This window comes from Paenibacillus sp. Root444D2 (assembly GCF_001426375.1).
Taxonomy (GTDB): Bacteria; Bacillota; Bacilli; order Paenibacillales; family NBRC-103111; genus Paenibacillus_E.
This window is the reverse complement of record NZ_LMEO01000024.1, coordinates 20858-33751: the sequence shown is the minus strand read 5'-3', so window position 1 is coordinate 33751 and position 12894 is coordinate 20858. Positions and strand designations below refer to the sequence as shown.

14 protein-coding genes are annotated in these 12894 nt (G+C 44.0%); all 14 read left to right on the top strand.

The genetic code is table 11. The features are described 5' to 3' along the window. The first annotated feature begins 9 nt into the window (after positions 1–9). The 14 genes from rpoC (at position 10) to rpsC (ending at position 12891) form a co-directional block, all read left to right on the top strand. Positions 10–3630 (top strand): DNA-directed RNA polymerase subunit beta', encoded by a 3621-nt coding sequence (rpoC, locus tag ASD40_RS16290; protein ID WP_057304269.1) that lies wholly within the window; start codon positions 10–12, stop codon positions 3628–3630. A gap of 191 nt (positions 3631–3821) precedes the next feature. Beyond that, positions 3822–4073 carry a ribosomal L7Ae/L30e/S12e/Gadd45 family protein gene (locus tag ASD40_RS16285; RefSeq protein WP_056834178.1) on the top strand — a complete coding sequence of 84 codons (252 nt, stop codon included), beginning with the start codon at positions 3822–3824 and terminating at the stop codon, positions 4071–4073. A 164-nt stretch (positions 4074–4237) separates the two neighbouring features. Then, positions 4238–4657: a 30S ribosomal protein S12 gene (gene rpsL / locus ASD40_RS16280; RefSeq protein WP_028557500.1), complete on the top strand. Its 420-nt coding sequence runs from the start codon at positions 4238–4240 to the stop codon at positions 4655–4657. Between the two features lie 44 nt (positions 4658–4701). After that, positions 4702–5172, top strand: a complete 471-nt coding sequence (gene rpsG, locus ASD40_RS16275) for a 30S ribosomal protein S7 (protein ID WP_028557499.1) — start codon at positions 4702–4704, stop codon at positions 5170–5172. A 38-nt stretch (positions 5173–5210) separates the two neighbouring features. Then, complete coding sequence (gene fusA, locus ASD40_RS16270; protein WP_056834176.1) at positions 5211–7286, top strand: elongation factor G; 2076 nt, start codon at positions 5211–5213, stop codon at positions 7284–7286. Between the two features lie 39 nt (positions 7287–7325). Further along, the gene (gene tuf / locus ASD40_RS16265) at positions 7326–8516 is read left to right on the top strand and encodes an elongation factor Tu (protein WP_047683193.1); all 1191 of its coding nucleotides are present in this window, start codon (positions 7326–7328) and stop codon (positions 8514–8516) included. Positions 8517–8756: 240 nt separating this feature from the next. Beyond that, the gene (rpsJ, locus tag ASD40_RS16260) at positions 8757–9065 is read left to right on the top strand and encodes a 30S ribosomal protein S10 (RefSeq protein ID WP_028557496.1); all 309 of its coding nucleotides are present in this window, start codon (positions 8757–8759) and stop codon (positions 9063–9065) included. A gap of 45 nt (positions 9066–9110) precedes the next feature. Further along, positions 9111–9734, top strand: a complete 624-nt coding sequence (rplC, locus tag ASD40_RS16255; RefSeq protein ID WP_028557495.1) for a 50S ribosomal protein L3 — start codon at positions 9111–9113, stop codon at positions 9732–9734. Between the two features lie 16 nt (positions 9735–9750). After that, positions 9751–10377, top strand: coding sequence for a 50S ribosomal protein L4 (gene rplD, locus ASD40_RS16250; protein ID WP_057304268.1), 627 nt, complete (start codon positions 9751–9753; stop codon positions 10375–10377). After that, positions 10374–10664 carry a 50S ribosomal protein L23 gene (rplW, locus tag ASD40_RS16245; protein ID WP_028557493.1) on the top strand — a complete coding sequence of 97 codons (291 nt, stop codon included), beginning with the start codon at positions 10374–10376 and terminating at the stop codon, positions 10662–10664. Before rplD ends, rplW begins: the two co-directional genes overlap by 4 nt. A gap of 30 nt (positions 10665–10694) precedes the next feature. Beyond that, positions 10695–11525 carry a 50S ribosomal protein L2 gene (rplB, locus tag ASD40_RS16240; RefSeq protein ID WP_028557492.1) on the top strand — a complete coding sequence of 277 codons (831 nt, stop codon included), beginning with the start codon at positions 10695–10697 and terminating at the stop codon, positions 11523–11525. Positions 11526–11573: 48 nt separating this feature from the next. After that, positions 11574–11852, top strand: coding sequence for a 30S ribosomal protein S19 (rpsS, locus tag ASD40_RS16235; RefSeq protein ID WP_029196461.1), 279 nt, complete (start codon positions 11574–11576; stop codon positions 11850–11852). Positions 11853–11882: 30 nt separating this feature from the next. Next, positions 11883–12215, top strand: a complete 333-nt coding sequence (rplV, locus tag ASD40_RS16230) for a 50S ribosomal protein L22 (RefSeq protein WP_028557490.1) — start codon at positions 11883–11885, stop codon at positions 12213–12215. 13 nt (positions 12216–12228) lie between these two features. Further along, positions 12229–12891 (top strand): 30S ribosomal protein S3, encoded by a 663-nt coding sequence (gene rpsC / locus ASD40_RS16225; protein ID WP_029196460.1) that lies wholly within the window; start codon positions 12229–12231, stop codon positions 12889–12891. Positions 12892–12894: the final 3 nt, after the last annotated feature.

The following is a 12894-nucleotide window of genomic DNA, read 5'->3' as shown; positions in this document are numbered from 1 at the left end:
GGTTGCTCCTTGATGGACGTTAACAACTTCGAGTTTATGAAAATCGGCTTGGCATCACCCGATAAAATTCGCTCTTGGTCCCGTGGGGAAGTAAAGAAGCCGGAAACGATTAACTACAGAACCTTAAAGCCTGAGAAAGAAGGTCTTTTCTGCGAAAAGATCTTCGGGCCTACTAAAGATTGGGAATGTCATTGCGGTAAATACAAACGAGTTCGTTATAAAGGCGTAGTTTGTGACCGTTGCGGCGTTGAAGTAACACGTCAAAAGGTACGTCGTGAGCGCATGGGTCATATTGAACTTGCTGCTCCGGTATCTCACATTTGGTACTTCAAAGGTATTCCAAGCCGTATGGGACTTGCGCTAGATATGTCTCCAAGATCATTGGAGGAAATTATCTACTTCGCTTCCTACGTGGTAACTGATCCAGGGGATACACCTTTGGAGAAGAAGCAACTGCTTTCCGAGAAAGAATACCGCAGCTATCGCGAGAAGTACGGTTATGCTTTCCAAGCGGGAATGGGTGCGGAAGCCGTTAAAAAGCTTCTAATCGATATTGATATCGAGCGTGAAGTAGATACACTCAAAGAAGAACTCAAAACAGCGCAAGGTCAACGTCGTAATCGTGCGATTAAGCGTTTGGAAGTTATGGAAGCATTCCGTAACTCGAAGAACTTACCGGGTTGGATGGTTCTGGATGTACTTCCAGTCATTCCTCCGGAGCTTCGTCCGATGGTACAGCTCGATGGTGGCCGCTTCGCGACTTCTGACTTGAATGATCTGTATCGCCGCGTTATCAACCGTAACAACCGTTTGAAAAGATTGCTCGACCTAGGCGCACCGGATATCATTGTTCAAAATGAGAAGCGGATGCTGCAAGAGGCTGTCGATGCTCTTATCGACAACGGTCGTCGCGGCCGTCCTGTAACAGGCCCAGGCAACCGTCCATTGAAATCCCTCAGCCATATGCTGAAGGGTAAACAAGGACGTTTCCGTCAAAACTTGCTCGGTAAACGTGTTGACTACTCTGGTCGTTCCGTTATCGTTGTAGGTCCTAACCTGAAGATGTACCAATGTGGTCTTCCGAAGGAAATGGCACTTGAGTTGTTCAAGCCTTTCGTGATGAAAGAGCTTGTAAATAAAGGTTTGGCCCATAACATCAAAAGTGCAAAACGTAAAGTTGAGCGCGTAAGTCCAGATGTTTGGGATGTTCTTGAAGAAGTCATTAAGGAGCACCCGGTTCTTCTGAACCGTGCCCCTACGCTGCATAGACTTGGTATTCAAGCTTTTGAACCGATTCTGGTTGAAGGTCGCGCTATTAAACTTCATCCGCTCGTTTGTACAGCTTACAACGCTGACTTCGACGGTGACCAAATGGCCGTTCACGTACCATTGTCTTCAGAAGCTCAAGCCGAAGCTCGCTTGCTCATGCTGGCGTCAGGTAACATCTTGAATCCGAAAGACGGTAAGCCTGTTGTTACGCCTTCACAGGATATGGTTCTGGGAAGCTTCTATTTAACAACAGACAACAAATTCGCTAAAGGTGCTGGTTCTATTATTAGAACGGTGCATGAAGCAGTTTCTTCCTACCAATCGGGCAAAATGGCACTGCACGCACGGGTTGCTATTCCTGCAAGAGCATTGAACAAAGTTAGTTTCACTGAGAAACAGCAAAATGCGATCTTGATCACGACGATCGGTAAAATCATTATGAATGAGATTTTCCCTAGCGACTTCCCATTCATTAATGAACCAACCAAAACGAACCTATTGAATGGTATCCCAGATTCTCACTTTGTTTTCGAAAAAGGTGCTGATCTTAGAGCTATTATGTTGGAACGTGATGAGAACAAAGCGGTAGGTAAAGAATATCTCGGTTCTATCATTGCCGAGTGTTTCCGTAAATACCACACAACTCAAACGTCCATGATCCTTGATAAAATTAAAGAGCTTGGATTCACGTACTCCACCAAAGCGGGTATTACCGTAGCTGTCTCTGACGTTGTTGTTCCTACTGAAAAAGTAGCAATCCTCAAAGAATGTGAAGAGAAAGTACGTGTAGTTACGAACCAATACCGCCGTGGTTTGATTACAGATGAAGAGCGTTATGACCGTGTTATTGCGATCTGGAGTAAAGCAAAGGATGAAATCACAGATATTTTGATGAAATCCCTTGATAAATACAACTCTATTAGCATGATGGTTGAATCCAAAGCCCGTGGTAATAAATCACAGATTACACAGCTTGGCGGTATGCGTGGTTTGATGGCGAATCCATCCGGTAAAATTATGGAGTTGCCAATTAAATCGAACTTCCGTGAAGGCTTAACAATCTTGGAGTACTTTATTTCCACGCACGGAGCGCGTAAAGGTCTTGCCGATACAGCACTTCGTACAGCGGATTCAGGGTACTTGACTCGCCGTCTCGTTGACGTTGCGCAAGATGTTATTGTTCGCGAAGATGATTGTGGAACAGATAAAGGCTTCATGGTTAGCAAAATTCAAGATGGTAAAGAGGTTATTGAAGATCTCTATGACCGTATTGAAGGTCGTTATGCTTATGAAACCCTTCGTCATCCGAAAACAGGTGAAGTAATTGTTCAACGCAATGAGCTCATCGAATCAGGTATTGCAGATACAATTATTGAAGCAGGTATCGAGAAACTTCAAATCCGTTCCGTCCTTAGCTGCCGCACCAATCATGGTGTTTGTAAAAAATGTTACGGTCGTAACTTAGCTACTGGCCAGTTTGTTGAGGTTGGTGAAGCAGTTGGTATTATCGCTGCTCAATCCATTGGTGAGCCAGGAACACAGTTGACGATGCGTACGTTCCATACCGGTGGTGTTGCCGGAGATGATATTACGCAAGGTTTGCCGCGTATTCAAGAGCTCTTCGAAGCTCGGAATCCGAAAGGTCAAGCGATCATTTCCGAAATCGATGGTACTGTCAAAGAAATCCGTGAAGCTAAGGACCGTCGTGAGATTGAAGTCCAAGGGGAAGCGGAATCCAAGGTTTATGCGGTTCCTTACGGATCACGTGTCCGTGTCTCACTGAATCAACAGGTCGAGGCTGGAGATGAGCTGACTGATGGATCTATCGATCCAAAAGAAATGCTCCGCATCAAAGGTATTCGCGGCGTGCAGAACTACATTCTGCAAGAAGTTCAACGCGTATATCGTAACCAAGGGGTAGAAATTAACGATAAACATATCGAAGTTATGGTTCGCCAAATGCTGCGGAAAATCCGTATCGTTGACGCTGGTGATACTACGTTACTTCCAGGTTCATTCGTAGACATTCATGAATACGAAGCTGCCAACAAAGTAGCCTTGTTCGCAGGTAGTGAACCTGCTGTTGCAAGACCTATCTTGCTCGGTATTACTAAAGCGTCCCTAGAGACCGATTCCTTCCTATCTGCGGCTTCTTTCCAAGAAACGACACGTGTCTTGACGGATGCAGCCATTAAAGGCAAGGTTGACCAATTACTTGGTCTTAAGGAGAACGTTATTATCGGTAAACTTATTCCTGCAGGTACGGGAATGCCTCGTTACCGGAATATCCGTATTACGGATCCGAACGAAGTGCTTGTACAAGACGAGGATCTTGAAAAAGAAACTGTCACTGTTGAATAGATTCGCTATGTAATCAGGAGGGATAGCCACTTTATTATGAAGTGTGCTGTCCCTTTTGATATACATTTACTAATCTAGTAAGAATAATAAAATATTAGAAGTTAATCCTTGACACCTGAAGTTCAAAGTGCTAATATATCGTAGTGTGCCTAAGTCGATATTCTTTCCTTTTCTTTGAAGGGGGTTGCCTTATGTCTTATGATAAAGTCAAACAGGCGAAGAATATAAGTGTAGGTACGAAGAAAGTTACAAAAATAGTCGAACAAGGTAAGGCAGTCGAAGTTTTTGTTTCCAAAGATGCAGATCCGCGATTGACGATAAATCTGGTAACTCTCTGTACGCAGAAGGGTGTACCTGTCACCTATGTAGATTCTATGAAGATGCTAGGTAAAGCATGTGGAATTGAAGTTGGAGCTGCGGTAGCAGCTGTTGTAAATGAATAAACGCTAAAGACGTTTTTGTTAGTGGCTATAGGCGACATTAAGTTCTAGTAACTTTTTGCAGCTATCCATGGCAAGGACTTTCTCTTTGCTCATTTATGACTCGCCTGGATCTGTGGGCTTGCAAGAAGATCATCATGTTATGAATGTAGGGAGGAGGTGGCGATATGCCAACAATTAACCAACTAGTACGTAAAGGTCGTCAAGCGAAGGTGGATAAGTCTAAATCACCAGCTTTGCAAAAAGGTTTTAACGCTTTGAAAAGAGAAGCAACGGATTTGAGTGCACCTCAAAAACGTGGTGTCTGCACGCGTGTAGGTACTATGACTCCTAAGAAGCCTAACTCCGCACTTCGTAAATATGCACGTGTTCGTTTAACGAACCGCGTAGAGGTGACAGCTTACATTCCAGGTATCGGTCACAACCTGCAAGAACACAGTGTTGTATTGATCCGTGGAGGTAGAATTAAAGATCTTCCAGGGGTACGTTATCACATCGTGCGTGGCGCGTTGGATACTTCCGGTGTTAACAACCGTAAGCAATCCCGTTCCAAATACGGTACTAAACGTCCGAAAGTTAAAAAATAAGAGATAATAATCAGGGATGATTCTTATAAGAAAGGGGGATAACTATGCCTCGTAAAGGTCCAGTTACTCGCAGAGACGTATTGCCAGATCCAATTTATAATAGCAAACTAGTTACTCGTCTTATCAATCGCATTATGGTTGATGGAAAAAGAGGGGTAGCACAAACCATTCTATACAACGCTTTTAACCTCGTGAAAGATCGTACAGGTAAAGAGCCGATGGAAGTGTTTGAAGCTGCTATCAAAAATATTATGCCAGTACTAGAAGTTAAAGCTCGCCGTGTTGGTGGAGCAAACTATCAAGTGCCTATCGAAGTAAGACCTGATCGTCGTTCGACATTAGGCTTGCGTTGGTTGGTAAACTACTCACGTCTACGCGGTGAGAAGACGATGGAAGAAAGATTGGCTTATGAAATCATCGATGCTAGCAACAGCACAGGCTCTTCCGTTAAGAAACGTGAAGATACACACAAAATGGCTGAAGCTAATAAAGCATTCGCTCACTATCGTTGGTAGAATTCTAAATCAATTTCAGAAAGGAGACATAACGACCTATGGCTAGAGAGTTCTCCTTAAAAAACACACGTAATATCGGGATCATGGCTCATATCGATGCTGGTAAAACGACAACAACAGAGCGCATTCTGTACTATACTGGTAAAGTTCACAAAATCGGGGAAGTGCACGAAGGTGCTGCTACGATGGACTGGATGGAACAGGAACAAGAACGCGGAATCACGATTACTTCCGCCGCTACAACTGCGCAATGGGAAGGTCACCGCATCAATATTATTGATACCCCGGGACACGTTGACTTTACCGTTGAGGTAGAGCGTTCCCTTCGTGTGTTGGATGGAGCAGTTGGTGTATTTAGTGCGAAAGAGGGCGTTGAGCCTCAATCGGAAACAGTTTGGAGACAAGCTGATAAATACAACGTTCCACGGATTGCTTACGTAAACAAAATGGACATCATCGGTGCAGACTTCTTGCAAGTTGTTGAATCCATGCGTCAAAAACTTGGTGCAAATGCAGTAGCTATTCAACTTCCAATCGGTGCTGAGAATGAGTTCAAAGGTATCATTGACTTGGTTGATGAAGTTGCTTATATGTACAAAGATGATCTTGGTAAGGATATCGAGAAAATCGAGATTCCTGCTGAGTTCAAAGATCAAGTTGCAGAGCTTCGCTTGGAATTGATTGAGAAAGTTGCTGAGCTCGATGAAGAGCTTACAATGAAGTATCTTGAAGGCGAAGAAATTTCTGTTGACGAAATCAAAGCAGCTCTACGTAAAGGTGTCTGCGAAGTGAAAATCTTCCCAGTTATCGTAGGGTCTTCTTACAGAAACAAAGGTGTTCAATTGATGTTGGATGCGGTAATTAGTTACCTGCCATCACCTCTTGATGTGCCTGACATTAAAGGTGTACTTGACGATGGTACTGAAGTGGTTCGTAAGTCTGCTGATGATCAACCTTTCTCAGCGCTTGCATTCAAAATCATGACAGATCCTTTCGTTGGTCGTCTTACGTTCTTCCGTGTTTACTCTGGTACCTTGAACTCCGGTTCCTACGTTGTTAACGCAACAAAAGGCAAACGTGAGCGCGTTGGTCGTATTCTGCAAATGCATGCGAACAGCCGTCAAGAAATCAGCATTGTATACGCTGGTGACATCGCCGCGGCCGTTGGATTGAAAGATACAACGACTGGTGATACACTTTGTGATGAGAAAAATCCAGTTATTCTTGAGAAAATGGTCTTCCCTGAACCGGTTATTCAGCTTGCTGTTGAACCGAAGACGAAAGCCGACCAAGATAAAATGGGTATCGCATTGCAAAAACTTGCTGAAGAAGATCCGACTTTCCGTGCTTCCACAGACGAAGAAACAGGACAAACGATCATCGCAGGTATGGGTGAGCTTCACCTTGAGATCCTAGTTGACCGTATGCTTCGCGAGTTCAAAGTAGAAACCAATGTAGGTAAACCACAAGTTGCTTATCGTGAAACATTCCGTGCGGCAGCTAAAGTTGAAGGTAAATTCGTTCGTCAATCCGGTGGTCGTGGTCAATACGGACATTGTTGGGTTGAGTTCGAACCTCAAGAAGCTGGCACAGGTTTCATTTTCGAAAGCAAAGTAGTGGGCGGATCTATTCCTAGAGAATATATCGCACCTATTCAAGCTGGTATCGAAGAGTCCATGAAAAACGGTGTAATCGCAGGATTCCCGCTCGTGGATATCAAAGCTACAGTTGTTGATGGATCTTACCATGATGTTGACTCCAATGAAATGGCGTTCAAAATCGCAGGTTCCATGGCACTTAAAGCAGCTAAAGAAAAATGTAAACCGGTTCTTCTTGAGCCAATCATGAAGGTTGAAGTTACTGTACCAGAAGAGTACATGGGCGATGTTATGGGTGACCTTAACTCCCGTCGTGGACGTATTGAAGGTATGGATAACCGTCATGGCGCGCAAATCATCCGTGCTAAGGTGCCTTTGTCCGAAATGTTTGGATATTCCACAACGCTTCGTTCGAGAACACAAGGCCGTGGTGTTTACTCCATGGAACTTTCACATTATGAAGAAGTACCTAAGTCCATTGCAGAAGAAATTATTGCAAAAGGCAAAGGCGCTTAATATAAAACTATTAGTCACTCTAAGGAGGAATCGTTTAAAATGGCAAAGGCTAAATTTGAACGTAACAAACCGCATGTTAACATCGGTACTATCGGTCACGTTGACCATGGTAAAACAACTTTGACAGCTGCTATTACAACTGTATTGTCCAAAAGATACGGTGGAGCTGCAGTAGCATTCGACCAAATCGATAAAGCACCAGAAGAGCGCGAGCGCGGTATCACAATCTCCACGGCTCACGTTGAGTACGAAACACCTAACCGTCACTACGCACACGTTGACTGCCCTGGACATGCTGACTATGTTAAAAACATGATCACTGGTGCTGCTCAAATGGACGGAGCGATCCTGGTTGTATCCGCAGCTGACGGCCCTATGCCGCAAACTCGCGAGCACATCCTTCTTTCCCGTCAAGTAGGCGTACCTTACATCGTAGTATTCCTTAACAAATGTGATATGGTTGAAGACGAAGAGTTGCTTGAATTGGTTGAGATGGAAGTTCGCGACCTTCTTAACGAATATGAGTTCCCAGGCGATGATACTCCAATCATCCGTGGTGCAGCTCGTGAAGCTCTTGCTAACCCAGAAGGTCCTTGGGCTGACAAAATCATCGAGTTGTTCGAGCAAGTTGATACTTACATCCCAACTCCTGAGCGTCAAACTGACAAGCCTTTCCTTATGCCAGTTGAGGATGTATTCTCAATCACTGGTCGTGGAACAGTTGCAACTGGTCGTGTTGAGCGTGGTACTGTTAAAGTACAAGAAGAAGTTGAAATCGTTGGTATCGCTGAAGAAACTCGTAAATGCATCGTAACTGGTGTAGAGATGTTCCGTAAATTGCTTGATTCCGCTCAAGCTGGTGACAACATTGGAGCTTTGCTTCGTGGTGTAGACCGTAAAGATATCGAGCGTGGACAAGTACTTGCGAAACCAGGTTCAGTTAAACCACACACGAACTTCACAGCACAAATCTACGTTCTAACTAAAGAAGAGGGTGGCCGTCATAAGCCTTTCTTCACAGGTTACCGTCCACAGTTCTACTTCCGTACAACTGACGTAACGGGTATCATCTCCCTTCCAGAAGGTACTGAGATGGTTATGCCTGGTGATAACATCACTGTTACTGTTGAACTAATCAACCCAATCGCAATCGAAGAAGGAACACGCTTCGCGATTCGTGAAGGCGGACGTACAGTTGGTGCGGGCGCGGTTGCAACAATTCAAAAGTAATACCTTTATATAGAAGAAACACTCATCGTTTAGGCGGTGAGTGTTTTTTTATGCATATGCCTAAAATTTCGCTTGCTTTTCGTTTTCAAATTTTATATAATATAAAACGTTGGTCTGTGACGTTGCGATGATGCGAAAGGTTGCCGACACACCTGGCCCCTTTGCCATGGGGATGGTTGTTGGAGAATTTTCGCGGAGTATGTCCGATAATAAATTGGGCGATAGAAGGAGGGACTTATCATGGCAAAGCAAAAAATTCGTATCCGTTTGAAAGCTTATGATCACAGAATTATTGATCAATCAGCTGAGAAAATCGTGGAAACTGCCAAGCGTTCCGGTGCAGGTGTATCCGGTCCGATTCCGCTTCCGACAGAGAAGCAAATCATCACGATTCTTCGTGCGGTGCACAAGTACAAGGATTCGCGTGAGCAATTCGAAATGCGTACGCATAAGCGTCTTATCGATATTGTGAATCCAACACCACAAACAGTTGATGCTCTAATGCGTTTAGACTTACCGTCTGGCGTAGATATTGAGATCAAACTGTAAAACAACTATAGAATGAACGTTTAGGAAGGAAATGAGGTGTCAACGATGAAAGGTATCTTAGGAAAAAAACTTGGGATGACACAGTTGTTTACTCCGGAGGGTAATGTAGTTCCGGTAACTGTCATTCAAGCGGGACCATGTGTGGTACTGCAAAAGAAAGATGTGGATAACGACGGATATGAGTCGATCCAAATCGGTTTTGATGATGTGAAAGCTAGCAGAATCATTAAACCAGAGCTTGGCCATGCGAAAAAAGCAGGGGCAACGCCTAAGCGCTACGTTAAAGAAATTCGTGGCATTCAGTTGGGTGACTATGAAGTTGGTCAAGAACTGAAAGCAGATCTGTTTACAGAGGGCGAATTCGTTGATGTAACGGGTACTTCCAAAGGTAAAGGTTTCCAAGGTAACATCAAAAGACATAACCAATCCACAGGCCCTATGGCTCACGGATCACGTTATCACCGCGGACCAGGTTCCATGGGTTCCATTCAAGCAAACCGCGTTCCTAAAGGTAAGAAATTGCCAGGACATATGGGTAACGAAACAGTAACTTTGCAAAACCTGCAAATCATTAAAGTAGATGCTGAGCGTAACGTGTTGCTAGTTAAAGGTTCCATTCCGGGTCCTAGAAACAGCTACGTTAGCGTGAAGTCTGCTGTGAAAAAGTAAGAAAGGAGGAAGACAGATGCCAAAAGTAGCTTTATATAATGTAACAGGTGCTCAGGTAGGAGAAGTTGAACTGTCTGACGTTGTTTTCGGAATTGAGCCTCACGTTCATGCGATCCACGAAGCTGTTCTTTTGCAACAAGCAGCTGTGCGTCAAGGAACACACAAAACAAAAGGTCGTTCGGAAGTTCGCGGCGGTGGTCGTAAACCTTGGAAACAAAAAGGTACAGGTCGTGCGCGTCAAGGTAGTATTCGTGCTCCACAGTGGAAAGGCGGCGGTACCGTATTCGGACCGACACCTCGTAGCTATGGTTTCAAATTGCCTAGAAAAGTTCGTCGCTTAGCGATCAAATCCGCTTTGTCCTCGAAACTTATCGATAACAACTTGATCGTATTGGATCAACTTCAATTGAATGCTCCGAAAACGAAAGATTTCGTTGCTATTCTGAACAACCTGAAAGTAGATAGCAAAGTACTAGTTGTGGGCGTTGCTAACGACTCCAATGTTGCTTTGTCTGCTCGTAATATCCCAGGTGTGAAATTTGTTGCTGCTGATGGAGTTAACGTTCTTGATGTCATGCTTTATGACAAATTGATCTTAACACAAGAGGCTGTACAGAAAGTTGAGGAGGTGCTTGCACAATGAAAAATCCACGCGACATTATCAAGCGCCCGATCATCACTGAGCGTACAAGCGACCTAATGGCTAATAAAAAGTATGTTTTCGAAGTGGATCTTCGCGCTAACAAAACAGAAATTAAACAAGCTATTGAAGCTATCTTCAAAGTAAAAGTTACAAATGTAAACACATTGAGAATGCCAGCTAAGCCAAAACGTTATGGCAAACACTCCGGTTACACTTCCATTTGGAAGAAAGCTATCGTGTCCCTAAGCGCAGAGAGCAAAGAATTGGAATTCTTTGAATCGGTATAACCCATTTCTTGAAGTAAGGAGGAAATCAGAGTGCCAATTAAAAAATACAAACCAACCTCACCAGCTCGACGTGCGATGTCGGTTTCTACTTTTGAAGAAATCACAACATCAACACCGGAGAAATCATTGCTTGCTCCTCTGTTCAAGCATGCTGGTCGTAACAACCAAGGTAAAATTACGGTTCGTCACCATGGTGGTGGACACAAACGTAAATACCGTATTATCGATTTTAAACGTACTAAAGATGGAATACCAGGACGCGTTGCTACAGTTGAGTACGATCCTAACCGTTCCGCAAACATCGCATTGATTCATTATGCTGATGGTGAGAAAAAATACATCATCGCTCCTAAAGGTCTTAAAGTGGACGATCGTATCGTTTCTGGACCACAAGCAGATATCAAAGTAGGTAACGCTCTTCCATTGGAAAACATTCCAGTTGGTACAGTTATCCACAACATCGAGTTGAAGCCTGGTAAAGGTGCACAACTAGTGCGCGCTGCTGGTACGGAAGCTCAACTTCTTGGTAAAGAAGAAACTTACGTAACAATTCGCCTTTCATCCGGTGAAGTTCGTAAAGTCCTTAAAGTTTGCCGCGCAACAATCGGTTCTGTTGGTAACGAAGATCACGAGCTCGTGAAAATCGGTAAAGCAGGACGTAACCGTTGGAAAGGCAATCGTCCACAAGTTCGTGGGGTCGTAATGAACCCGAATGATCACCCACACGGTGGTGGTGAAGGACGCGCACCAATCGGTCGTAAATCACCTATGTCACCATGGGGTAAACCGACGCTTGGTTTCAAAACTCGTAAAAAAGGTAAAGCATCCGATAAATACATTGTACGTCGTCGTACGAAGTAATCTAGGATATATGAATTCTCTTGAGGTTCAAGGAAGGGAGGAACACCCATGGGTCGCAGCTTAAAGAAGGGTCCATTTATTGATGGATACTTACTGAAAAAAGTAGAAGACTTGAACACTTCCAGCAAAAAACTGGTTATCAAAACGTGGTCCCGTCGTTCTACGATTTACCCGCAATTCGTTGGTCACACTTTCGGAGTATATGATGGAAGAAAACACGTGCCTGTGTATGTAACCGAAGATATGGTTGGACACAAGCTTGGTGAATTTGCACCAACTCGTACTTACAAAGGTCACGATGACGACAAGAAAACCGGAAAACGTTAATTTCATTTTTAACCGAGAGGAGGTACTACCATGCAAGCTAAAGCAATATTGAACCACGCTCGGATTGCTCCTCGTAAAGCAAAGCTAGTTGTTGACTTGATTCGGGGAAAAGCGGTAGGTGAAGCGATTGCGATTCTGCGTCACACACCTAAAGCAGCTTCTCCAATTCTGGAGAAATTACTGAATTCCGCTATTGCCAATGCAGAGCATAACTATTCATTAGATCCTAATAAATTAGTGGTATCTGAGACGTTTGTTAACCAAGGACCTACAATGAAAAGGTTCCAACAACGTGCAATGGGTCGCGCTAGCGCGATCAAAAAACGTACCAGCCACATCACAATCGTGGTATCTGAAAAATAAGGAGGGATAACGTGTGGGTCAGAAAGTAAACCCGGTAGGCTTTAGAATTGGTATTATTCGTGATTGGGAGTCCAAATGGTTCGCAGAGAAAGATTTCGGAACTCTGTTGCTTGAAGACGTCAAAATCCGCGAATACTTAAAAAATAAACTTAAAGACTCAGCAGTTTCCCACATCGATATCGAGCGCGCGGCTAACCGTGTGAACGTTACGATTCATACTGCTAAACCAGGAATGGTTATTGGTAAAGGCGGAGCTGAAGTTGAAGTTATTCGCAACTACATCGCTGGCATGTCCAATAAAAAAGTTCACATCAACATTTCTGAAATCAAAAGCCCAGATCTTGATGCAATTCTCGTAGCTGAAGCTATCGCACTTCAATTGGAACGTCGCGTTTCATTCCGTCGTGCTATGAAACAAGCTATGCAAAGAACAATGAGATCCGGCGCTAAAGGTATTAAAGTAGCAACTAGCGGACGTCTTGGCGGTGCTGAGATTGCTCGTACGGAAGGATATAGCGAAGGAACAGTTCCACTTCATACGCTTCGTGCGGATATCGACTATGGTACTGCTGAAGCAGCCACTACTTATGGACGTATCGGTGTAAAAGTATGGATTTATCGTGGAGAAGTGCTTCCGCCAGCTAAGAAAAAGGCTCAGCCGGAAGGAGGAATTTAAATC

Coding starts and splice junctions, on each gene's coding strand:
- fusA (WP_056834176.1), top strand. CDS start 5,211: ATGGCTAGAGAGTTCTCCTTAAAAAACACACGTAATATCGGGATCATG.
- rplW (WP_028557493.1), top strand. CDS start 10,374: ATGAAAAATCCACGCGACATTATCAAGCGCCCGATCATCACTGAGCGT.
- rpsJ (WP_028557496.1), top strand. CDS start 8,757: ATGGCAAAGCAAAAAATTCGTATCCGTTTGAAAGCTTATGATCACAGA.
- rpsS (WP_029196461.1), top strand. CDS start 11,574: ATGGGTCGCAGCTTAAAGAAGGGTCCATTTATTGATGGATACTTACTG.
- rpsL (WP_028557500.1), top strand. CDS start 4,238: ATGCCAACAATTAACCAACTAGTACGTAAAGGTCGTCAAGCGAAGGTG.
- rplD (WP_057304268.1), top strand. CDS start 9,751: ATGCCAAAAGTAGCTTTATATAATGTAACAGGTGCTCAGGTAGGAGAA.
- tuf (WP_047683193.1), top strand. CDS start 7,326: ATGGCAAAGGCTAAATTTGAACGTAACAAACCGCATGTTAACATCGGT.
- rplC (WP_028557495.1), top strand. CDS start 9,111: ATGAAAGGTATCTTAGGAAAAAAACTTGGGATGACACAGTTGTTTACT.
- rplV (WP_028557490.1), top strand. CDS start 11,883: ATGCAAGCTAAAGCAATATTGAACCACGCTCGGATTGCTCCTCGTAAA.
- ASD40_RS16285 (WP_056834178.1), top strand. CDS start 3,822: ATGTCTTATGATAAAGTCAAACAGGCGAAGAATATAAGTGTAGGTACG.
- rpsG (WP_028557499.1), top strand. CDS start 4,702: ATGCCTCGTAAAGGTCCAGTTACTCGCAGAGACGTATTGCCAGATCCA.